General features: G+C 70.3%; 17 protein-coding genes. 7 read left to right on the forward strand and 10 right to left on the reverse strand.

All coding sequences use genetic code 11. The features are described from left to right. Positions 1-33 precede the first annotated feature (33 nt). Entirely contained in the window at positions 34-324 is a 291-nt protein-coding gene (locus QQX04_RS00960) for a WhiB family transcriptional regulator (RefSeq protein ID WP_301125301.1), read from the reverse strand. Between the two features lie 218 nt (positions 325-542). Between QQX04_RS00960 and guaB the strand changes: the two genes are divergently transcribed. Then, positions 543-2,054 (forward strand): IMP dehydrogenase, encoded by a 1,512-nt coding sequence (gene guaB / locus QQX04_RS00965; RefSeq protein ID WP_301125303.1) that lies wholly within the window; start codon positions 543-545, stop codon positions 2,052-2,054. A gap of 104 nt (positions 2,055-2,158) precedes the next feature. Continuing rightward, positions 2,159-2,890, forward strand: coding sequence for a TSUP family transporter (locus tag QQX04_RS00970; RefSeq protein ID WP_301125305.1), 732 nt, complete (start codon positions 2,159-2,161; stop codon positions 2,888-2,890). A gap of 6 nt (positions 2,891-2,896) precedes the next feature. On the opposite strand, the gene QQX04_RS00975 is transcribed toward QQX04_RS00970, so the two are convergent. Then, complete coding sequence (locus QQX04_RS00975) at positions 2,897-4,171, reverse strand: Glu/Leu/Phe/Val family dehydrogenase (RefSeq protein ID WP_301125307.1); 1,275 nt, start codon at positions 4,169-4,171, stop codon at positions 2,897-2,899. Positions 4,172-4,268: 97 nt separating this feature from the next. Further along, entirely contained in the window at positions 4,269-5,021 is a 753-nt protein-coding gene (locus QQX04_RS00980; protein ID WP_301125309.1) for an exonuclease domain-containing protein, read from the reverse strand. A 135-nt stretch (positions 5,022-5,156) separates the two neighbouring features. Here QQX04_RS00980 and QQX04_RS00985 point away from each other — a divergent pair, with 135 nt between their 5' ends. From QQX04_RS00985 to QQX04_RS01000, 4 genes are read left to right on the forward strand one after another with little or no spacing between them, the layout of a single operon-like run. Continuing rightward, positions 5,157-6,281 (forward strand): GuaB3 family IMP dehydrogenase-related protein, encoded by a 1,125-nt coding sequence (locus tag QQX04_RS00985; protein ID WP_301125311.1) that lies wholly within the window; start codon positions 5,157-5,159, stop codon positions 6,279-6,281. Positions 6,282-6,339: 58 nt separating this feature from the next. Further along, positions 6,340-7,248, forward strand: coding sequence for an ABC transporter ATP-binding protein (locus QQX04_RS00990; RefSeq protein ID WP_301125313.1), 909 nt, complete (start codon positions 6,340-6,342; stop codon positions 7,246-7,248). After that, a complete protein-coding gene (locus QQX04_RS00995; protein ID WP_301125315.1) occupies positions 7,245-8,411 on the forward strand; it encodes an ABC transporter permease in 1,167 nt (388 codons plus the stop codon). The genes QQX04_RS00990 and QQX04_RS00995 overlap by 4 nt, the downstream gene beginning before the upstream one ends. Positions 8,412-8,415: 4 nt before the next feature. Beyond that, positions 8,416-9,102, forward strand: a complete 687-nt coding sequence (locus tag QQX04_RS01000; protein WP_301125317.1) for a glutamine amidotransferase-related protein — start codon at positions 8,416-8,418, stop codon at positions 9,100-9,102. Between the two features lie 18 nt (positions 9,103-9,120). Here the strand turns inward: QQX04_RS01000 and QQX04_RS01005 are convergent, their stop codons facing one another. Together QQX04_RS01005 and QQX04_RS01010 are read right to left on the reverse strand one after the other, a co-directional pair. Beyond that, positions 9,121-9,573 (reverse strand): ACT domain-containing protein, encoded by a 453-nt coding sequence (locus tag QQX04_RS01005; RefSeq protein WP_301125319.1) that lies wholly within the window; start codon positions 9,571-9,573, stop codon positions 9,121-9,123. Then, on the reverse strand, positions 9,570-10,637 hold the full coding sequence (locus tag QQX04_RS01010) for a lactate/malate family dehydrogenase (RefSeq protein ID WP_301125321.1): 1,068 nt from the start codon (positions 10,635-10,637) through the stop codon (positions 9,570-9,572). Before QQX04_RS01010 ends, QQX04_RS01005 begins: the two co-directional genes overlap by 4 nt. Positions 10,638-10,885: 248 nt before the next feature. Here QQX04_RS01010 and QQX04_RS01015 point away from each other — a divergent pair, with 248 nt between their 5' ends. Further along, positions 10,886-11,989 carry an NAD(P)-dependent alcohol dehydrogenase gene (locus QQX04_RS01015; protein WP_301125323.1) on the forward strand — a complete coding sequence of 368 codons (1,104 nt, stop codon included), beginning with the start codon at positions 10,886-10,888 and terminating at the stop codon, positions 11,987-11,989. Between the two features lie 77 nt (positions 11,990-12,066). On the opposite strand, the gene QQX04_RS01020 is transcribed toward QQX04_RS01015, so the two are convergent. The 5 genes from QQX04_RS01020 to QQX04_RS01040 all read right to left on the reverse strand — a co-directional run bounded on the left by QQX04_RS01020 (position 12,067) and on the right by QQX04_RS01040 (position 21,951). Further along, entirely contained in the window at positions 12,067-14,148 is a 2,082-nt protein-coding gene (locus tag QQX04_RS01020; protein WP_301125325.1) for a methyl-accepting chemotaxis protein, read from the reverse strand. Positions 14,149-14,361: 213 nt separating this feature from the next. Further along, positions 14,362-15,546, reverse strand: coding sequence for a glycerate kinase (locus tag QQX04_RS01025; protein WP_301125327.1), 1,185 nt, complete (start codon positions 15,544-15,546; stop codon positions 14,362-14,364). A gap of 80 nt (positions 15,547-15,626) precedes the next feature. Then, positions 15,627-18,080, reverse strand: a complete 2,454-nt coding sequence (locus QQX04_RS01030) for a phosphoketolase family protein (RefSeq protein ID WP_301126006.1) — start codon at positions 18,078-18,080, stop codon at positions 15,627-15,629. Positions 18,081-18,247: 167 nt separating this feature from the next. Further along, a complete protein-coding gene (locus tag QQX04_RS01035) occupies positions 18,248-19,969 on the reverse strand; it encodes an ABC-F family ATP-binding cassette domain-containing protein (RefSeq protein ID WP_301125329.1) in 1,722 nt (573 codons plus the stop codon). 119 nt (positions 19,970-20,088) lie between these two features. Beyond that, positions 20,089-21,951 (reverse strand): ABC-F family ATP-binding cassette domain-containing protein, encoded by a 1,863-nt coding sequence (locus QQX04_RS01040; RefSeq protein WP_301125330.1) that lies wholly within the window; start codon positions 21,949-21,951, stop codon positions 20,089-20,091. Positions 21,952-21,986 lie beyond the last annotated feature (35 nt).

Consider the following 21,986-nt stretch of genomic DNA (forward strand, 5'->3'; position numbering starts at 1 on the left):
ATGCTCCCGGGGCCCTCGTGCGTTCCCGTCCTGTCAGCCCGCCTTCTTGAGGCGGCCCACCAGCATCGCGTGACGCTCGTCCTCACTCAGTCCGCCCCACACGCCGAACGGCTCGCGAGCCATCAGCGAGCGTTCACGGCACATCTCCTGCACCGGGCATCCGGCGCAGTACTGCTTGGCTGCCTCCGCCCGACGGCGGCGTGCAGCTCCACGCTCGCCCTCAGGGTGGAAGAAAAGGTCTGGATCGGCGCCGCGGCAGGCCCCCTGATACTGCCACTCCCACTGATCCTGCGTCGGTGCCGGCAGTCTTGCGATCGACTCCATGGCGACTCCTCCGTGTCGGTCCCCTAGGCGGTCTGAACCCTGATCACGCTTTGACTCCGTTATCAAACCGTGACCTTGACACTAGTTCGGACAAATCGCCCAGGTCAAGAGCTCCTCGTTGAACTCCTGATGCCTGTCTACCGTCTTTGGGAACGTCTTGGCAAGAGGCGCTTTGCCCGGCAGACCGGAGCGCTCCCCGCGGACCGTAGAATCGGTCCATGGCGCCCGCTGATCACGACCCCTTCGGCTACACCGGACTCACCTACGACGACGTGCTCCTGCTCCCCGGCGAGAGCGACGTCATCCCTTCCGAGGTCGACACCACGACCCGGCTGACCCGCGAGATCTCCATCAAGGTGCCGCTGCTCAGCGCGGCGATGGACACCGTCACCGAGGCTCGTCTCGCCATCGCGCTCGCCCGCCTCGGCGGCATCGGCGTCCTGCACCGCAACCTCTCGATCGAGGACCAGGCGCAGCAGGTCGTCACCGTCAAGCGCTCCGAGTCCGGCATGATCACCGACCCCGTGACCGTGGGCCCCGACGCGACGCTCGCCGAGCTGGACGCGCTGTGCGCCCGCTACCGCGTCTCCGGACTCCCGGTCGTGGACGAGGACAACCGCCTGCTCGGCATCATCACCAACCGCGACATGCGGTTCGTGAACCACTCCGACTACGGCTCGCGCCTGGTCAAGGACCAGATGACGCCCATGCCGCTCATCACCGCGCCGGAGGGCGTGAGCAACGCCGACGCGTCCGAGCTGCTCGCCCGCCACCGCGTGGAGAAGCTCCCCCTCGTCGACGCCGACGGCCGCCTCACCGGGCTCATCACCGTCAAGGACTTCGTCAAGACCGAGAAGTACCCGCTGGCCACCAAGGACGACGAGGGCCGCCTTCGCGTGGCCGCGGCGGTCGGCTTCTACGGCGACGCCTGGGAGCGTGCGACCGCGCTCGTCGAGGCCGACGTGGACGCGCTCGTGGTCGACACCGCGCACGGCCACGCGCAGGCCATGATCGACATGATCAAGCGGCTCAAGTCCGACCCCGCCACGCGCCACGTCCAGGTCATCGGCGGCAACGTCGCGACCCGCGAGGGCGCCAAGGCGCTCGTCGACGCCGGCGTCGACGCGGTCAAGGTCGGCGTGGGTCCCGGCTCGATCTGCACCACGCGCGTCGTCGCAGGCGTGGGCGTGCCGCAGGTGAGCGCGGTCTACGAGGCTGCGCAGGCGGCACGCGACGCAGGGGTGCCGGTCATCGCCGACGGTGGCCTTCAGTACTCCGGCGACATCGCCAAGGCGATGGTGGCAGGCGCCTCCTCCGTGATGCTCGGCTCGCTGTTCGCGGGCGTCAGCGAGACGCCCGGCGACCTGGTGCTCGTCAACGGCAAGCAGTTCAAGACGTACCGCGGCATGGGCTCGATGGGCGCCATGGCGTCGCGCGGCCGCACGTCGTACTCGAAGGACCGCTACTTCCAGGCCGACGCCCCCAGCGATGACGACCTGATCCCCGAGGGCATCGAGGGTCGGGTCCCCTACAAGGGCCCGCTCTCGTCCGTCGTCCGCCAGCTCGTCGGCGGTCTCGGACAGTCGATGTTCTACGTCGGCGCTCGCACGATCCCCGAGCTGCAGGCCAAGGGCAAGTTCGTCCGCATCACGCCCGCGGGCCTCAAGGAGAGCCACCCGCACGACGTCCAGATCACCGTCGAGGCGCCCAACTACTCGGGCAAGAGCTGACCGGAACCGCCCTCGCGGCCGTCGGCGCACTGCAGGCCGCGGCGGCGGGCACCGCTGCGGAGGCATCGACGACCTCTGACGGCGGTTCGCAGTTCAGCGCGAAGGTGCTGCTCGCGCTGGCGGTGGCCGCGTTCGCGGCGGGACTGCTGGACACCCTCGCGGGTGGAGGCGGGCTCATCACCGTGCCGGCCCTCCTGCTCGCAGGGGTGCCGCCGGTCCAGGCGCTCGGCACGAACAAGCTGCAGGGATCGTTCGGCACGCTCACCGCGACGGTGCAGGTGCTCCGCAAGCACGGGGTCGCGTGGCGTGATGTGCGAGGGCCGATGCTCGTGGCGTTCGCGGGATCCGCGGCCGGCTCGATCGTGATCCTGTTCGTGGACCCCGAGGCGCTCGAGATCGTCATCCCGATCGTGCTCGCGGCGATCGCCGCCTACTTCCTGCTGGTCCGTGACGCCCACATGCCGCCGCCGCGCGCCCGCATGACCCGCAAGGCCTACGTATCGTCCGTGGTGCCCGCCATCGGCGCGTACGACGGCGCGTTCGGTCCCGGGACCGGCTCGCTCTTCGCGCTTGGCGGCGTCGCGCTGCGAGGCTTCGATCTGCGCCGGTCGACCGCGCTCGCCAAGACTCTCAACTTCGCCACCAACGTGGCCGCTCTGATCGTGTTCGTCGCCGCAGGCAAGGTGGTGTGGCTGCTCGGCGGGCTCATGGCCCTCGGGCAGCTCGCAGGAGCGTGGCTCGGTTCGCACCTGCTGCTGCGCGTCAACCCGATGGTGCTGCGCGTGCTGATCGTCGTCGTGTCCGTCGCGATGCTGGTGCGGTTCCTCCTGGGCTGACCCGGCTCACGGGTAGAGGCCGCGCAGCCTGTGCGCCTCCACGACCCGCTCGACCGCGAGGACCGTCGCCGCCTCCCGGTAGGTCATGCCGTGCGCGCCCGAGTGGGCCACCACGTCGTGCCAGGCCTTCGCCATGCGCTCCTCGAGGCGGTCGTTCACCTCGCGCTCGCTCCACTGGTAGGCCATGTTCGCCTGCACCCACTCGAAGTAGGAGACGACCACGCCTCCCGCGTTGGCGAGGATGTCCGGCACCACGAGCACGTCGCGCTCCTTGAGGATCGCGTCCGCAGCCTCGGTCGTCGGTCCGTTCGCGCCCTCGACGACGATCCTCGCCTGCACCCTCGGTGCGTTCTCCTCCGTGAGCACGCCTTCCACGGCGGCCGGGACGACGACGTCCACGTCGAGCGTGAGGATGGACGCCGGGTCGATCGGCTCGGCCCCGTCGAAACCGACCACGGTCCCCACGCGCTCCACGTGCTCCGCCAGGCGCGCGATGTCGAGACCCTCATGGCTGTAGACGGCGCCGTCGACGTCGCTCACGGCACGCACCTTCACGCCCGCCTCGGCCAGGAAGCGTGCGGCGCCATGGCCCACCTTTCCGAAGCCCTGGACCGACGCCGTCGCATGGTTCGGGTCGATGCCTCGGCTGGCCATCGCCATGAGCGCGATGTGCGCGACTCCGCGGGAGGTCGCCATCGCGCGGCCCTGCGAGCCTCCGAGGCTCAGCGGCTTGCCCGTGACGATGCCGGTGACGGTGTAGCCGCGGGCCACCGAGTAGGTGTCCATGATCCACGCCATGGTCCGTTCGTCCGTGCCGACGTCGGGCGCGGGGATGTCCACCTCGGGGCCGATGATCGGCAGGATCTCCGACGTGTAGCGACGGGTCACGCGCTCCAGCTCTGCCTGGCTGTGCTCCCGCGGGTCGATCGCGACGCCGCCCTTCGCGCCCCCGTACGGCACGTCCACGAGCGCGCACTTCCACGTCATCCACATCGCGAGCGCCCGCACCTCGTCGAGGTCCACTGACGGAGCGAAGCGGAGCCCGCCCTTCGCCGGGCCTCGCGTGAAGTTGTGCTGCACCCTGAAGCCCGAGTAGAGGGCGAGCGAGCCGTCGTCCCTGCGAAGCGGGATGCTGACCGCCATCTCCCGTCGGGGAGCGGCGAGAAGGGTGTGGAGACCATCCGAGATCTCCAGCGTGGCAGCCGCCTTCTGCAGCTGGGCCAACGCGTCGGCCAAGGGGCCGACAGCCTGCGGAATCACCGCGGACTCGGGGTGCGCCATTGCAACCTCCAGGTAACCGTGACGCCAGGTTACGCCCGGATCGGAGGTGCGTCAGACCATGCTCGTGCGGCGGGTCGCAGGCGGCATCGGGTGCCCGTCAGAACAGCATGTCCGAGGCAGGCTCCGGCTCCTCCTGCGGCTCGGGCAGCGACACGGGCCACAGCGGGCTCGGCAGGTCGTCGGTCTCGCCCTTCGACTTGAGGAACGCCGCGAAGCGGGTCGCCCAGAGACGGTGCGCCTCGATCTGCTGGTCGTGAAGGTCATCGAGCTCCACGGTGCCCAGCGAGGGATGCATCTGTGCCATCGCGGGCAGCAGGTCCAAGGTGGCGAGCACATCCGCATCGGCGGCGTGAAGGTCGTCGGCGACCACCGGCACCGCGTAGATCCGGCACATGTCGATGAGCTTCCGGCCGCCCTTGCGGTACCGGTCCAGGAAGCGGTCGATCACGAGCGGGTCGATGATCGGGCGGATGCCCCGCTCAAGGCGCGACTCGAGCGACGGCAGTCCGTACCGGGCCAGCTCGGCCTCGAGGATGCTCAGGTCGTACTGCGCGTTGAACCCGACCACCGGGGTGCCTGAGGACAGGGGAGCGGCGAGCGCCTCCGCGATCTGGTCCAGCGCCACCTTCGGGTCCATGCCCTCGGCGCGCGCCTGCTCCGTGGTGATCCCGTGCACGCGCGTCGCCGCCGCCGGGATCTCGATCCCCGGATCGACAAGCCACGTGCGGGTGGACGGCTCCTCGCCCGCGCGCCTGGTGATGATCGCGGCGGTGACGATCCTGTCCTTCGCGGTCGACACCCCCGTCGTCTCCGTGTCGAATCCCACCATCGTCTCGTCGAGCCAAGTCATGCGCCCACCCTTTCACGCCTGGGCGACATCCGAGCGCCCGCACGTGCCGGGTGTGGAAGCCGAGCCGTCCGCCGTCCTCTCCACTGGCCCGCATGGCCCGGGCCGTGCGCCCGCCACCACCGCTAGGCTGTGACGGTGAGCAACGAGATGGAGATCGGGCGCGGCAAGCGCGGCCGCCGCGCATACAGCTTCGACGACGTGGCGGTGGTCCCGTCCCGACGGACGCGTGACCCGCGGCAGGTGAGCCTCGCGTGGCAGATCGACGCCTTCAGGTTCGAGATCCCAGTCATCGGTGCGCCCATGGACTCCGTCATGTCCCCGGCCACCGCGATCGCGCTCGGCCAGCACGGCGGGCTCGGCGTCCTCGACCTCGAGGGCCTGTGGACGCGGTACGACGACCCCGAGGCGCTGCTGTCCGAGATCGCGACGCTGTCCATGGACGAGGCGACGCTGCGCATGCAGGAGATCTACCAGGAGCCCATCAAGGACGAGCTGATCGTCCAGCGCCTCCAGGAGATCCGCGCCGCCGGCGTGACCGTCGCGGGCGCGCTCAGCCCGCAGCGCACCCAGGAGCACTACGAGACCGTCCTCAAGGCCGGCGTGGATCTGTTCGTCATCCGCGGCACCACCGTGTCCGCCGAGCACGTGTCGGTCGAGGCGGAGCCGCTCAACCTCAAGAAGTTCATCTATGACCTCGACGTCCCCGTGATCGTCGGCGGAGCCTCGACCTATCAGGCCGCCCTGCACCTCATGCGCACCGGCGCCGCGGGCGTGCTCGTCGGCTTCGGTGGCGGCGCGGCGCAGACGACCCGCACCACGCTCGGCATCCACGCGCCCATGGCGACCGCGGTCGCCGACGTGGCGGCCGCGCGCCGCGACTACCTGGACGAGTCCGGTGGCCGCTACGTGCACGTCATCGCCGACGGCGGGCTCGGCCGCTCGGGAGACATGGCCAAGGCCATCGCCTGCGGCGCCGACGCGATCATGCTCGGCTCCGCGCTCGCGCGCGCGGCCGAGGCGCCCGGCGGCGGATACCACTGGGGTCCCGAGTCCTACCACTCGGCCCTGCCGCGCGGAGAGCGCGTGCGGGTCGGCACCACCGGCACGCTCGCCGAGGTCCTCTTCGGTCCGGGCACGCGCGCCGATGGCACCACCAACATCATGGGCGCGCTGAGGCGCTCGATGGCCACGACCGGCTACTCGGACCTCAAGGAGTTCCAGAGGGTCGACGTGGTCGTGAGCCCCTACCAGGCCGGCTGAACCACGTGCGCACGGAGGCGTGCGCGCTCGGCCCCGACACGCAGAAGGAAGCGGATCTGTGCCCGCACTGGTCATCGACCACCTTGTGAAGACCTACGGGGACGTCCGTGCGCTCGACGACATCTCCTTCACCGTGGAGGCGGGGGAGCTGTTCGGCTTCGTCGGCGCCAACGGCGCGGGCAAGACGACGGCCATGCGGATCGCCCTCGGCGTGCTGCGGGCGGACTCAGGCACCGTGACCTGGGACGGCTCCCCGATCGATCTCGCGCGCCGCAGCCGAATCGGCTACATGCCCGAGGAGCGCGGCCTCTATCCCCGCATGAAGGTCGGCGAGCAGCTCGTCTACCTGGCGCGGCTGCACGGCATGGGCAGGGCTGATGCCGAGCGTGCGATGGCGCATTGGACCGAGGTGCTCGGCGTCGCCGACCGCCGCGACGACGCCGTCGAGAAACTCTCCTTGGGCAACCAGCAGCGGGTGCAGCTCGCGTCCGCGCTCGTCCACGGGCCCGAGATACTCGTGCTCGACGAGCCCTTCTCAGGTCTTGACCCTGTCGCGGTCGGGGTGATGAGCGAGGTGCTTCGCGGTGAGGCGGCCAGGGGAGTGCCGGTGATCTTCTCGTCCCATCAGCTGGAGCTCGTCGAGCAGCTGTGCGACCGCGTGGGCATCGTCCGTTCCGGGCGGCTCGTCGCCTCGGGAGGCATCGATGAGCTGACGGCGCTCGAACGACCACGCTGGACGCTTGAAGCCGATCTTCCTGCCGCATGGACGCCGGGCGTGCCTGGGGTCACCGCGGCGCGCGTGTCCGAGCGGATGTGGAGCGTCGAGGCGGCCGACGCGGCGGCCGCTCCCGCAGTGCTCGCGTCGGCCGTGCAGTCGGGTCGCGTGACCTCGTTCGTGCCGAACCGGCCGACCCTCACTGAGCTCTTCCGTGACGTCGTCGCAGAGCCCGAAGGCGAGGCGGCATGATCTGGCTGATCGCCCGTCGCGAGTTCCGCACCCGCGCGCTGTCGAAGGCGAGCCTCGTCACGTCGTCGGTGATGATCGTCCTCATCGTCGTGGGCGCGCTGATCGCGAAGCCCTTCCTGGAGTCGGACGGCGACGCGGAGACCATCCAGGTCGCGTCGGGCCCCACCGCCGCCCTCGCGCCCTACCTTCAGGCGGTCGCCGCGGCCCAAGGCACGGACGTGGAGGTCATCGAGGTCGTCGACCCTGCGACGGATGCCCTCGACGAAGGCGTCGCGGCCGTCCTCACCGGGGCCGTGACTCAACCCGAGCTGTTCGTCGACAGCGCCGATGACGCGGTCGTCGGTCTGGTGCAGGCCGCCGTCCAGGCCGCGGCGCTCGATGCTCAGGTCGAAGCGCTCGGGGGCGACCCCGCCCAGGTGTCGCAGGCGCTCGCGGGCTCGACGGCCGCCGTGATCGTGCTCGGGGACGCGGACGGCTTCGACAGCGGAGAGTTCTTCGCCGGCTTCGTCGTGATCCTGGTGCTGTTCTTCGTGCTGGTGCAGAGCGCCTCGGTGATCATGATGGGCGTCGTGGAGGAGAAGTCGTCGCGGGTCGTCGAGATCCTTCTCGCGACGGTGCGGCCGTCGACCCTGCTCGGCGGGAAGGTGCTCGGCGTCGGTCTCTACGCCCTGATGCAGGCGGCGTCGCTGATGCTCCCGCTCGTCTTCGCCGCCGTCTACCTGGACCTCCTTGGAAGCATCGGGATCAGCGTCGGGGCGCTGCTGCTGAACTTCTCCGTGTGGTTCGTGCTCGGCTTCGCTCTCTTCACGGTCCTGTTCGGCGGGCTCGCGGCGCTCGTGTCGCGGCAGGAGGACCTCGGTTCGGTGACGACGCCGATGATGCTCCTCATGATGGTCCCGCTGTACCTCGCGATCTACCTGGTGCCCAACAGCCCGGATGGGCCGGTGACGGCCGGGCTCACTCAGGTGCCGTTCTTCGCGCCTTTCCTTGTGCCGATGCGACTCGCCTTCGACGCGATCTCCCCGCTTGAGGTGGCGTCGGCGATAGTGCTGTGCCTGATCGCCATCCCACTGTTCGTGTGGCTCGCGGGGCGGATCTATGCGGGTGCGGTGCTCAACACCGGTGGACGCATGCGGATCGCCGATGCGCTCCGGCGGAGGTGACGCGGTGGAACGACGCTCCTGCGCAGTGATCCGTCACGTGGCCTTCGAAGACCTCGGCTGCTGGGAGGACGAGCTCCCGCGGCTCGGCTACGAGGTGACGTATCTCGACGCTGGAGTCGACGACCTGGCACCGTTCCGGGATGCCGACCTGGGAATCGTGCTCGGCGGCCCGATCGGTGTCGACGACGCGTCCGAGTATCCGAACGTTCCACAGGAGATCGCGCTGATCCGCGAGCGGCTCGACTCCGACCTGCCGACCCTCGGCGTATGCCTGGGCCTGCAGCTGATGGCAGCGGCGCTCGGCGCGAGGGTCGGCAGGGGGACGTTCGAGTTCGGATGGAAGCAGGTCCGTCCCACCCCGGTGGGCCTCGCGGGGCCGCTCCGTCGTGTCGCTGGCACCCCGATGCTGGTGTGGCACGGCGACGAGGCCGAGCTGCCCGAGGGCGCAGTGCTCCTCGCCTCCACGGATGAGGTCCCCGTCCATGCGTTCTCGTACGGCAGCTCGCTCGCGGTGCAGTTCCATCCCGAGGTCGATCCCAAGACGTTCGAGCGGTGGATCATCGGCAACATGGTCGAGCTGCGCGAGCTCGAGGTCTCGATCCCGGAGTATCGGGCGGAGATGCAGGAGCGCGGCGCGGCCGCGGTCTACGCGAGCCTGGGGCTGCTCCGCGACTACGTCGCGGGCCTGTGATCGTGTGAGCCGCCGCGGCTAGCGCGGTGGCAGGACGGTGACGGCGACAGGGGTGGAGCCCGCGAGACGCAACCGCGCGACCGCAGTCTCGACCGCCGTCAACGGCCCGCTGAGCACGGTCGTCGCCTCGCAGCCCTCGCCCTCTGTCCAGGCGGCGACCCCGGGGGTGTCGACCTCGGGTGGCGGGCAGTGGATCACGGCGACCGCGCGCACCCCCGGATCATCCGCGGGCACGAGCGCCACCTCGCGGACGACCGCGAGGCGCTCAAGGGTGCGCACGAGCACGTGCGCGAGCCGCTCGGAGGCCGCGAACTCGACGGACAGGGTGCCGATGCCGTCGTGCACGTCGAGGGTGGAGATCGATCCGAAGCTCACGCCGCGCTCGGAGAAGACGCCGGTGAGCGCGGCGGAGGCTCCCGAGCGGTCCTCGACGGTGACGAACGCGAACCAGCGGCGGGTGAGAGCGCTCATCGGCCGCCTCCCCACGAGTGGATCGCCTCGTTGATGGCCTGACCGACCTCCCACAGCAGGCGGGACTCGTCGTGCGCAGGTTCGTCGAGCATGACCTGCGTCCAGCCTTCGGGGCCGACGGCGACGGGGACGCCGAGCACGCCGTGCCAGGGTTGGCCGCCAAGAGTGATCTCACCATCCAGGAGGACCTGTCCGGCGATCACGATGTCGCGTCCGTCGAGGACGGTGCGCACCAGGTCCACCGTGGCGCTCGCGGTGCCGTTGGCGGTCTTGGCGCCGCTCGTGTGCGTGAGGTACGGGCGGATCACGGCTTGCAGATCCGGAGGATAGCGGTCGACGAGCGCGAAGCCGGTGGCGACGTCGGCCTGGGTCGTGACCGTCGACTTGGCTGCGGTGACCTCGCTCGCGAAGGATGCGAGGGTGCGATCACCGCGGAGGCGTTCCACGATCTCGAGCCGCTCGGCGACGTCGAGCCCTCGCAGTCGGACCGTCGACCACAGGGGGACCATCCTGTCGCCGTGCTGGCCCGCGACGAAGCCGCTGACCCGCTGCCTGCGGATCCCGAGCGTCGCGGCGATCTCGCGGCGGAAGCGGAGCGTGTCGAGCCAGGCGCCCATGCCGATCACGCGGTGCCGGCCCAGTCTGCGGGCGAACACGTCGACGGCGAGCTCCACGGGGTTGGAGACGACGATGACGACCTCGTGACCGCTGCCATGCTCGGCGAGAGCGTCTGCGTACTGCTCGAACAGCACGCGGTTGTCCGCGGCGAGCTTGTTCCGGTCGATCGGCTCGGTCGTGTTCGTGGGGACGGTGCGGCCGGCGGTGACGATCACGACGTCCGCGACCACGTCGTCGGGCGCTGTGGCGACGTCGATGTGCGGGGCCTTCTCGTCGTGCGCGTCGATCAGGTCGACGCGGAGGCCGTGGACCGCTGCCTCCGACGCGCCGCCTGCGCGGCCCACGAGCTGGAGGCGGGAGCTCGGCCCGAGCTCGCCCCGTTCGATGAGGGCGCTGCACACGGCGCGGCCCACGTCGCCCGTGGCTCCGATGATCGCTACATCCATGCGAGCGACCCTACGCCGCACATGTTTCGGGGCTGTTGTGGACGTCTCACTGGTGATGCGTCAACATTTCTCGCGCTGCGATCAGCCCGTCAACCAGGGGTTTCATCCGCGAGGCCGCGGAATCTTCGCGACAGCGGAATCTTTATGCCCCAGGGGGTGTCATGCTGTATGTGACACGTGACCAGCAAAGGCGCCCGGTCCGTCGTCCCCGTACATCCCCGTGGGCGCCGCAGAAAGGAGCGCCGCCCATGAAGGCAGTGCGTTTCACCGAGTGGAAGACGAAGCCGTCGCTCCAGGAGGTCCCCAAGCCCAAGCCCGCACCCGGCGAGGTTCTCCTCAAGGTCGCAGGAGCAGGCGCATGCCACTCGGACGTGGCCGTCTACGAGCAGTTCGACGAGAGCACCGCGGGCGCCCAGCTCGCCCCCGAGTACACGCTCGGGCACGAGACCGCCGGCTGGATCGAAGAGGTCGGCGAAGGCGTCCTCGGCCTGACGAAGGGCGACGCCTACCTCGTCTACGGGCCCATCGGCTGCGGACACTGCGCCGCCTGCTCCCGCGGACAGGACACCTATTGCGAGAACGCCGCGAAGACCCCGTTCCTCGCGTCCGGACTCGGCAAGGACGGGGGCATGGCCGAGTACATGACCGTCCCCGCGCGCAACCTCGTGCCGCTCGGCGACGCCGACCCCGTCGCCGCCGCACCGCTCGCCGACGCCGGCCTCACGCCGTACCACGCGATCAAGCTCGCGCTCCACAAGCTTCAGGGAGGCGGCAAGACCGCGCTCGTCATCGGGCTCGGCGGCCTCGGCCAGATCGCCGTGCAGATCCTCAAGGCCACCACCGCGGCCACCGTCATCGCCACCGACATGAAGCCCGAGGCCATGGAGCTCGCCGCCAAGCGAGGCGCCGTCACCGTGGACGGCGGCGAAGGCCAGGCCGACGCCATCCGCGAGCTCACCGACGGCAAGGGCGTCGACGCAGTGTTCGACTTCGTGGGCCTCACCCCGACCATCCAGCTCGCCCAGCAGGTCGTGGCCAAGCAGGGCCGCATCACCGTCGTCGGGATCGCCGGCGGCCCCGTGTCCTGGGACTTCTACTCGAACCCGTACGAGGCAGAGCTCACCAACACCTACTGGGGCACGATCGAGGAGCTCCACGAGCTCGCCGCGCTCTACCGTGAGGGCCACATCGAGGTGGACGTCACCCGGTTCCCGCTCGACGACGCGCTCGCCGCCTACGAGCACCTCGAGAAGGGCACGTTGCTCGGACGCGCGGTCGTGGTCCCGCACCTGGACGACGCGACCACCGCGTCCCTCCAGGCGGTCGCCGACCGCATGCCCGCAGGAGTCTGAGCGGCGAGCCCGCGCCCACCCGAGACGACGAAGGACCCCGAGCCCTCAGCGGCCCGGGGTCCTTCGCGTCTGTGCGGTCAGCGCAGCGTGAACATGTCCACGCCCTCTGCCAGCTCCGTGGCGATCGTGGTGAGCCCCTCGACCGCGGTGCCCACCTCGGAGGCGCTGCGCTGAGCGTCCTGAGCCGAGTCGGACAGCTGGTGCGCCGCCGTGGAGATCTCTGAGGCGCCGTCGGCCGCCACCACGAGGTTCCGCTCGATCTCCGTGGTCGTCGCGCTCTGCTGCTCGATCGCCGCCGAGATCGACGACTGGTGCTCGTCGACCCGCGAGATGGATCCCGCGACGCGCTCGACCGCGGCCTGCACCTCGGTCGAGTCCGCGGCCACCTCCTCGAGCACGGGACGGATGGTCTCGATCGCGTTCGCCGTCTGCTGCGCCAGATCCTTCACCTCAGATGCGACGACCGCGAAGCCCTTGCCGGCCTCGCCGGCACGTGCCGCCTCGATGGTCGCGTTGAGCGCGAGCAGGTTGGTCTGCGCCGCGATCGCGGTGATCGCCTTGAGCACCTCCGCGATCCTCGACGACGAGTCGCCGAGGCGCTGCGTCAGGTCTGCGGCCTCCGACGTCGTGTCGACAGCGAGGCGGGTCTCGCCCGTCGCCGACTGCACGTCGCGCGCCACCGACTCGATGGTGCTCCGCATCTCGGTCATCGCCGCGGTCACCGACTGCACCTCGGTGCTCATGGTGGTCGCGGTCTGTGCCGTGCTGCCCGCGTGGGTCGCAGTCTGCGATGCCACGCCCTGCAGGCCATGGCTCGAGCCGTTGAGCTGCTCGGCGGTGGCGTTCACCGACTCGGCGCCCGTGCGGATGCTGTCCACCGCGGAGCGCATCGCCAGGATCGTGGCGCCGAGCGCATCGCCCATCTGGCCGATCTCGTCCTTGCCCTCGCCCTTGACGTCCGCGGAGAGGTCGTGGTTCGCAACCTTGTGCAGCGCGGCGGTGAGGCGCGAGACGCGCCCGACGATCCGGCCCGACGCGAAGACGATGAAGCCGACCGCGACGGCGGCGACCAGGAGTCCGAGGCCCAGGAGCGACCAGGTGAGGCTCGTGATGCCCGCGTCCAGGTGCGTCGGGACGACCTGCAGGTCGGAGTCCATGCCCCACGCCGCGATGGTCCAGCCCCACGGCGCGTACCGTGCGACCTCGACTGAGGCGCCGTCGTTCGGCAGGTCCACGTGGACGTTCGCCGTCTCGTAGTCGACCAGGCCGGCGCTCGACTCGAGCAGGCTCGCCGCGAAGCTCTCGTCGGCTGCCGTCCCGGCCTCGAGCCCGGGCGGCGGCACGACCCAGTTCCCGTTGGCGTCCAGGACGGTCATGTATCCGTTCTCGCCGACGCTCACGAAGGACAGGGCGTTCAGCATCGGCTCAGCGACCTCGTGCTGGGGAAGGCCGACGAACACGGCGCCCACCACCTCGCCGTCCTCGATGAGCGGGCCGTAGGCCGTCACATAGACCTCGCCGACGACGGTCGCGGTGCCATAGAAGGACTCGCCCGCGAGGAGCGCGGAGACGACGGCGTTCGGGTTGCCATCGGTGTTCGTCGCGCCGATGAAGGTGCCGATCGCGCGGTCGCCGTCCGCGCCCGGCACCGTGGTGGCGATGCGCAGCATGTCGCCTTCGTCGTTCATGCGCTGGAAGACGGTGGCTGCGGCGCCGAGCATGTCGGTGATGTCGTCCACCACGGGCACCGTCGCGTCGAGCGAGGCGACCTGGCCAAGGTCCTCACCGCCGATCAGCATGCGAGGCAGCCCGAGCGTGGTGACGTCACCCGTGGTCTGGTTGGTCGCATCCCACGTCCGGTCGGCGCCGAACTCGATCGCGCCATGCTCATCCACGACGTTGTGCGCGACGCGGAGCTCCGACTCCATGCGCGTGGTCACGCTCGCGACCTGTGTGTCGACGAGCGACAGGGCGGAGAGCGCAGACTGCTGCATCGCCTCGGCGTTGAGCTGGTCGACGTCCTCAGTGGCGGTGTCAGCGAGAGAGTGCGCCTGCAGGGTGCCCACAGCCGTGAGCGCTGCCGAGGCGCCGAGCACGGCGACGCCTCCGAGCGCCACCAGCTGCATTCTCAGGCTCGTGCGAAGGGAAGGGAGTGCCATCGTTCCGGGTTCCTTGTCGTCGTCTGCGTTCGCGGTGCTTCGGTTCGTTCGTCCCCCCGGACAAGCAACCCCCTCAGATCACTCATCGACAGGTGACCGGTGATGTGAGCACTCAGTGGCAATTTGGTGCGTTCCCAGGGATGACGCGCCGCACTGTTCGTAGGCCTTGCCCGGGTCGGTGGGCGTCCGCTCGCTGGCGTCAGGCGCGGTGGATCAGCCGGCGGCGAGGTGCGCGGAGACCGCCCTCGCCGCCGCGCGGGAGATCGCCGCGAGGGTCACGTCGCGGTCGAGCGCGTCCGGCAGGGGGAGCGGCGGGTCGTGCAGCGGAAGGGCGTCGTGCAGACCCATGAGGGCGAGCGCATCGGCGTCGGCATCGACTCGCCCCGCGATCGCCACGACGGAGGTGCGCGTCCCGGCGCCCGAGGCGAGGCGATGGGCGACCTTGGCCACTGCGGCGGGCACCTTGCCCTCGGATGTCTGCGAGTCGAGCGCACCCTCGCCCGTGAGCACGAGGTCGGCGGATGCGAAGCGTTGCTCGGAATCCGTCTCCCGCAGCAAGGTCTCGAGCCCAGGTGCGAGCGAGCCGCCGATGGCGAGCACCGCCGCTCCCAGGCCGCCCGCGGCCCCGGCCCCCGGCGTCCCCGCTACCTCGGCCCCCGCGTCGGACAACGCCTGGGCCCAGACCTCCATGGCGGACTCCAGCTCGTCGACGAGCGCAGCGTCGGCGCCCTTCTGCGGGCCGAACATCCGTGCGGCCCCACGCGGGCCCAGCAGGGGCGAGGCGACGTCGGCCAGGCCCACAGGCGTGCACTCGAGCTGTGGAAGCGTCACGCGGGTGGGGTGCAGGAGCAGGGGATTCGTGCCGTGGGGACGACCGTCAGGCCAGAGCGGCTCCCCGGACTCAGTCCAGACGTGCGCGCCGAGCGCGAGCAGCATGCCCACGCCGCCGTCGGTGACGCCCGTGCCCCCTAGCCCGACGAGCGCACGGTGGGACTCCGTCAGGCGTGCCGCGCCCCGCAGGTGCAGTCCAAGGCCGAAGCTGTGCGCCGTCCTCGCGCGCTCAGGCGTCGGCTCGCCCAGCAGGGGCAGGCCCACCGTGTGCGCCGACTCGACCGCCACCGTGTCGCCGAGCACCACATAGGGCGCAAGCGTCGATCGACCCAGCAGATCGATCGACGGTGTGCTGCCCCGCGAGCCGTACGGCTCGAGCGCGGCCAGCGTGCCCTCGCCGCCGTCGGCCACGGGGACCACGGCGACGTCCGCCTCGGGGGAGACCGCGAGCACGCCTTCGCGCGCCGCCGCGCACGCCTCCGCGCTCGAGACGGATCCCTTGAAGGAGTCCAGCGCGACGACGACGCGCAACGGCCCCCGCCGTCCCCTCGCGCCGTCCTGCGTCATCACGTCAGCATGCACGACAAGACGAGGGCCCGCACCCCTCGCGGGATGCGGGCCCTCGTGAGCAGGGGAGAAGGAGCTCCCTACTCGTTGTCTCCGCCAGTGGCCGCCGTGGCCGACACGTCGGCATCCACGCTGCCGCGCGCGTCGGGCCAGACCCAGTTCGCCACCTCGGGAATATCCTCTCCGAACTCCCGGGCATAGCGACGGGCGGCGAGCCGCTGGTCGAAGAGCCTCTGACGAAGCGAGGCCGCCTTGGTGCCGAGGCTCGGCACGTGGTCGATCACGTCCATGACCAGGTGGTACCGGTCGATGTCGTTCAGCATCGCCATGTCGAACGGCGTGGTCGTGGTGCCCTCCTCCTTGTAGCCGCGCACGTGCAGGTTGTTGTGGCCGGTGCGGCGGTACGTGAGGCGGTGGATCAGCCACGGGTAGCCGTGGTACGCCATGATGATCGGCTTGTCCGTGGTGAAGAGCTGGTCGAACTCACGGTCCGACATGCCGTGCGGGTGCTCCTTCTCCGGCTGCAGACGCATGAGGTCCACGACGTTGACGAAGCGCACCTTGAGGTCGGGCAGCTCCTCGCGGATGATGTCGACCGCCGCGAGCGCCTCCATGGTGGGCACGTCGCCGATGCCGGCGATCACCACGTCGGGCTCCTCGCCGGCAGGCACGTTGGATGCGAACTCCCAGATGCCGGCACCGCGGGTGCAGTGGTCGACTGCCTGGTCCATCGTGAGCCACGACGCCTGAGGCTGCTTGCCCGCGATGACCACGTTCACGTAGTCGCGCGAGCGGAGGCAGTGGTCGTACGTGCTGAGCAGCGTGTTCGAGTCGGCCGGCAGGTAGACCCGGACCACCTCGGCCTTCTTGTTGACCACGTGGTCGATGAAGCCCGGGTCCTGGTGCGAGAAGCCGTTGTGGTCCTGACGCCACACGTGGCTCGACAGCAGGTAGTTGAGCGACGGGATGGGCCGACGCCACGGCAGCTCCTGCGACACCTTCAGCCACTTGGCGTGCTGGTTGAACATCGAGTCGATGATGTGGATGAACGCCTCGTACGAGGTCAGCAGGCCGTGGCGACCGGTGAGCAGGTAGCCCTCGAGCCAACCCTGGCACTGGTGCTCCGACAGCATCTCGACGACGCGGCCCTCGTGGGCCATGTGCTCGTCGTCGAACTCGGACCGGGCGTTCCACACCTTGTTCGTGACGTCCAGCACCGCCTGGATGCGGTTGGAGGCGAGCTCGTCCGGGGCGAAGATGCGGAAGTTGTCCGTGTTGTTCGCCATGACGCCCTTGAGGTAACCGCCGAGCACCTTGGTCGCCTCGTGCGGCCCGTAGCCGGGCACCGGCACGTCCACCGCGTAGTCACGGAAGTCGGGCAGCTTGAGGTCCTGCATGAGCAGGCCGCCGTTGGCCTCGGGGCGTGCCGACATGCGCAGGTCGCCCTCGGGTGCCATGGCGGTCGTCGCGGGCAGCGGTGCGCCGTCCTCGTCGAACAGCTCGTCCGGCCCGTAGGACTGCAGCCAGTCCTCGAGCGTGTGGAGGTGCTCGTCGGTGTCGCGCGCCGAGCTCAGCGGCACCTGGTGGGCGCGCCACGAGCCCTCGGTGATCTTGCCGTCGATCTTGGGCGGGCAGGTCCAGCCCTTGGGGGTGCGCATCACGATCATGGGCCACATCGGGCGCTCCATGTTCGGGTTCACCTTGGCCTCGGCCTTGATCGCGGCGATCTCGTCCATGACCTCGTCGAGCATGGCCGCGAAGCGACGGTGGATGGACTCGTGCGACTCGTCATCCATGCCGGCCTCGAAGATGTGCGGCTTGTGGCCGTACCCCTTCATGAGGTCGATCAGCTCCTGCTCGGAGATGCGGGCCAGGACGGTCGGATTCGCGATCTTGTAGCCGTTGAGGTGCAGGATCGGCAGCACGACGCCGTCGGTGGCGGGGTTGATGAACTTGTTCGAATGCCACGAGGTGGCCAGCGGGCCCGTCTCGGCCTCGCCGTCGCCCACGACGGCAGCGACAAGCAGGTCGGGGTTGTCGAACGCCGCACCGTAGGCGTGGCTCAGCGCGTAGCCGAGCTCGCCGCCCTCATGGATCGATCCGGGGGTCTCCGGCGCCACGTGCGACGGGATGCCGCCCGGGAACGAGAACTGCTTGAACAGGCGCTTGAGGCCCGCCTCGTCGTTCGAGATGTCCGGGTACGTGTCCGTGTAGGTGCCGTCCAGGAAGCTGGACGCCACCAGGCCCGGGCCGCCGTGGCCGGGTCCGATGATGTACATCGTGGGCTGCTGACGCGCCTTGATCATGCGGTTCAGGTGCGCGTAGATGAAGTTCAGGCCCGGAGTCGTGCCCCAGTGGCCGACCAGGCGGGGCTTCACGTGATCGCGGGTGAGCGGCTCACGGAGCAGGGGGTTGTCGAGCAGGTAGATCTGACCGACCGAGAGGTAGTTGGTGGCACGCCACCAACGGTCGATCCCCTCGACCTCCTCGGGGCTTGCGGCGTCGGTCGCGCGGTACGACCAAGGGTTCTGCATCATTGCTGTCCTCCGTCTTGACGGTGACTTCAGGATGGCACGGTTAACGTTCACATCGCGCGGCCAAGGTCCTAGGATCAGGGGCGCAAATCGGGCGCGTGACGCGGTTTCGACGGATTTCGACGACGGCGGCGCTCCCGTGACGCGAGACCTCAGGTTGCGCGCGGTCACTCCAGGTGGAGCCGCTCACCCGACCACCGCTCCCGCAGCCAGCGGTCGTGCGACGCGACGATCACCGTGCCCGCGTACGCCGGGATCGCCTCCTCGAGCGCGGTCACGAGCGCGAGCGACAGGTGATTCGTCGGCTCGTCGAGCAGCAGCACGTCGGGTGGATCTGCGAGCACGATCGCCAGTGCCAGTCGACGCTGCTGCCCGACGCTCAGGCTCAGGGCGGGCCTGTTCTCGTCCCTGCCGTGGAGCAGCCCGAACGATGACAGCGCCGGACGGTTCGGCCCGGTCGCGTCCTCGTACGCCTGCCGCGCGGTGAGTCCAGGGCCCCGGTGCGCCGGGTCGTCGATCCTGGGGTACTGAGCGAGCAGGCCGATGCTCAGGCCGGGCCCGATGCTCCACGATCCTCCGGTCGCGGGAAGCCTGCCCGCGAGCACCGCCAGGAGCGTCGACTTGCCGGACCCGTTGGCGCCGGTGATCAGCAGGTGCTCGCCGGGCGCCACCGCGAGCGAGAGGGGGGCGAGGCGGCGGGCCACCGTCACGTCGGCCGCGACTGCCGCGTGGCCGACCGTGGAGGCGGGTGAGCGCCCCACTTTCCCGGCGTCGAGCCCGCCGAAGGCGAGCGGCGTGGGCGGCTTCCTGATCTGCCGCTCCTCCAGGTCCTCGAGTCGCGAACGTGCGTCGTTGACCCGGCGCGCGACCACGGTCGCATTGCGATCCGCGTAGAACTTCTGCGCCGCCCGCCCCTCCGTGCGGGGCTTCCAGTCCGCGTGCCCCACCTGGTGGCTGTCTCGCACGCCCGCCCGCAGCCGCCTCAGCTCCGCCTGCTCGTCGCGGTACTGGCGCTCCCAGCGCTGCCGCGTCGCCTCACGGTCGGCGAGGTACTGCGTGAAGCTGCCTCCGTAGCGGGTCGCGCCCACGCCCGAGCCAGGACCGCCGTCCTCGACCGCGCTCGCCAGGCGGTGGGGGACGGGCGCCGGGTCCAGGTCGACGAGCGTCGTCGCCACCTCGTCGAGGAACGCACGATCGTGGCTCGCCAGGACGACGGGACCCCGCCACGCCCGCAGCACCGCCACCAGATGGCTCGTCGCCGCGTCGTCCAGGTGGTTGGTCGGCTCGTCGAGCAGCAGCACATCTGGCTGCGCGAGCAGGAGCCACGCCAGGGAGAGGCGCGCGCGCTGGCCGCCCGAGAGTCGTCCCGTGGGCCGCTCGCCAGGGATGTCGATCAGTCCCAAGCCGTCGAGCATCGTGCCGATGCGCGCCTCGATGGTCCATGCGTCGAGGCGCTCCGCCTCCTCGAGCGCGGCCGCGAACGACTCTGCCGCCTTCGCATCCTCGGGCTGTTGCGCGATCGCCTCGCCCCAGTGGTCGACGCTCTCCGCAGCGCGGCGCGCGGGGGAGACCGCCCGCTCGAGGGCCTCCGCGACGGTCTCTGCAGCCGTGAACGGCGGCTCCTGGTGCAGCAGGCCGAGTGTCGGCGCCCGTCCTCCGGGCGCGATCGCGCGCACCGCGCCGGTGTCGGGAGTCAGGGCGCCGGCGGCGAGCCGCAGCAGCGTCGACTTTCCCGAGCCGTTCTCGCCGATCAGGCCGACGCGTTCGCCGCCCGAGATGGTGAGCGACACGTCGGTGAGGACGCGGCGGTCCGGGTAGGAGAAGGAGACGCCGTCAGCGATCAGCTGGGTCGCGGCGTTGTCGGAATGGAGTGGGTGGGTGGCAGCCATGGGCGTCCTCGAGGATCGGGACGGTTCCCGCCGGGCAGAGGCCTCGGGCGCGGGACGTGCATGGGTGCTACAGCTTCACGCCGTTCAGCGTATCCCGGCGTGTCAAGCGCGAGCGTTCCTCAGCCCAGCCGCTCCGACAGCTCGAGCCACCTCTCCTCGAGCTCCGCGTTCTCGTCCTCGAGCTCGCCGATGCGCTTGTTGAGCTTCGCGAGTCCCGCGAAGTCGGTCTGGTCGTGCATCAGCATCTCGTGGTGGATGCCCTCGGTAAGCTCGCCGATCTTGCCCATGCGGCGCTCGACGCTCGTGAGCTCCTTCTGCAGCGCCCTGAGCTCCGCGCCGCTGAGCGTCGGCGCAGGCGTGTCCTCGCCGCCGAGCACGTTCGTCACCACCGCCGCGGCCGCGGCCTGCGAGTCGGAGCCCGTCGACGCGTCGGGGCCGAACGTGCCCACCCCGCCCGAGCCCGACTTGCGCGCCCGCTGAAGGGAGACGTACTCGTCGACCCCGCCGGGCAGATGGCGCAGGCCGCCGTCGAGCACCGCGAACTGCTGGTCGGTGACACGCTCCATGAGGTAGCGGTCGTGGCTGACCACGATCAGCGTGCCTGGCCACGAGTCCAGCAGGTCCTCGAGCGCGGCGAGCATGTCGGTGTCCAGGTCGTTCGTCGGCTCGTCGAGCACCAGCACGTTCGGCTCACTCAGCAGCACGACGAGCAGCTGGAGGCGACGACGCTGGCCGCCCGAGAGTCGCTTCACCTGGGTCTTCAACTGCGCCGAGGTGAAGCCCAGCCGCTCAAGCAGTTGGGTGGGGCTCATCTCGTTGCCGTCGGACAGCGTGATGGAGGAGTACTGCTTCACGAGCGCGGAGACCCGCTCCTCGGCATGCTCCTCCAACTCCGCGAGCTGCTGGCTGAGCGTCGCGACCCTCACGGTCATGCCGCGCTTCACCCGGCCCGACGTGGGCTCGAGCTCGCCCGTGATCAGCTTCAGCAGCGTCGACTTGCCCGCGCCGTTCTCGCCCAGGATGCCGGTGCGCTCGCCTGGGCCGATGTTCCAGTCGACCTCGCGCAGCACCTCCTTGGCTCTGTCGCCGGAGCCGTAGGTGACGCCCGCACGCACCAGGTTCACCACATCCTTGCCCAGGCGCGACGCCGCCATGCGATGCAGCTGGATCGAGTCGCGGATCGGCGGCACATCCTCGATGAGCGCGTTCGCGGCATCGATCCTGAACTTGGGCTTGGACGTGCGGGCCGGGGCGCCGCGGCGCAGCCAGGCGAGCTCCTTGCGCATGAGGTTCTGGCGCTTCTGCTCGGTCGCCGCCGCGATGCGGTCGCGCTCCACACGCTGCAGCACGTAGGCCGCGTAGCCGCCCTCGTACGACTCGACGATGCCGTCGTGCACCTCCCAGGTGCGGTTCGTGACCTCGTCCAGGAACCAGCGGTCGTGGGTGACGACCAAGAGGGCGCCGCGGTTCGCGCTCCAGCGGCGCTTCAGGTGCTCCGCGAGCCACACCACGCCGTCCACGTCCAGGTGGTTCGTCGGCTCGTCCAGGAAGACGACGTCGTGGTCGCCCACCAGCACCTTCGCGAGGGCGACGCGACGCTGCTGGCCACCGGACAGGCTCGCGACGAGCGCGTCGGCGTCGAGGTCGGGCACCAGGCCGGACATGACGTCGCGGATCCTCGGGTCGGCCGCCCACTCGTGCTCGTCGGCGTCCCCGACGATCGCGTGCAGCACCGTCTGGTCCGGGTCCACGCGGTCGGACTGATCGAGCACGCCCAGGCGCGTGCCGCGGGCCGTCGTCACCCGGCCGCTGTGCGGCTCCTGACGGCCGGCGAGGGCCTTCATCAGCGTCGACTTGCCGGCGCCGTTCGCGCCCACGATGCCGATGCGGTCGCCGTCCTCCAAGCCGATCGTCGCGTCGTTCAGGACCGGACCGGTGCCGAAGTCGATCGACAGAGATTCTGCGCCAAGGAGATGAGCCACCCGACAAGGGTAGTCGCGTCAGTGGCCCTGCCTAC

The sequence above is a fragment of the Demequina zhanjiangensis genome (assembly GCF_030418315.1).
GTDB lineage: Bacteria > Actinomycetota > Actinomycetes > Actinomycetales > Demequinaceae > Demequina > Demequina zhanjiangensis.

Coding starts and splice junctions, on each gene's coding strand:
- QQX04_RS01030 (WP_301126006.1), bottom strand. CDS start 18,080: ATGCAGAACCCTTGGTCGTACCGCGCGACCGACGCCGCAAGCCCCGAG.
- QQX04_RS01035 (WP_301125329.1), bottom strand. CDS start 19,969: ATGGCTGCCACCCACCCACTCCATTCCGACAACGCCGCGACCCAGCTG.
- QQX04_RS01010 (WP_301125321.1), bottom strand. CDS start 10,637: ATGGATGTAGCGATCATCGGAGCCACGGGCGACGTGGGCCGCGCCGTG.
- QQX04_RS00995 (WP_301125315.1), top strand. CDS start 7,245: ATGATCTGGCTGATCGCCCGTCGCGAGTTCCGCACCCGCGCGCTGTCG.
- guaB (WP_301125303.1), top strand. CDS start 543: ATGGCGCCCGCTGATCACGACCCCTTCGGCTACACCGGACTCACCTAC.
- QQX04_RS00980 (WP_301125309.1), bottom strand. CDS start 5,021: ATGACTTGGCTCGACGAGACGATGGTGGGATTCGACACGGAGACGACG.
- QQX04_RS01015 (WP_301125323.1), top strand. CDS start 10,886: ATGAAGGCAGTGCGTTTCACCGAGTGGAAGACGAAGCCGTCGCTCCAG.
- QQX04_RS00975 (WP_301125307.1), bottom strand. CDS start 4,171: ATGGCGCACCCCGAGTCCGCGGTGATTCCGCAGGCTGTCGGCCCCTTG.
- QQX04_RS01005 (WP_301125319.1), bottom strand. CDS start 9,573: ATGAGCGCTCTCACCCGCCGCTGGTTCGCGTTCGTCACCGTCGAGGAC.
- QQX04_RS01025 (WP_301125327.1), bottom strand. CDS start 15,546: ATGACGCAGGACGGCGCGAGGGGACGGCGGGGGCCGTTGCGCGTCGTC.
- QQX04_RS01020 (WP_301125325.1), bottom strand. CDS start 14,148: ATGGCACTCCCTTCCCTTCGCACGAGCCTGAGAATGCAGCTGGTGGCG.
- QQX04_RS00960 (WP_301125301.1), bottom strand. CDS start 324: ATGGAGTCGATCGCAAGACTGCCGGCACCGACGCAGGATCAGTGGGAG.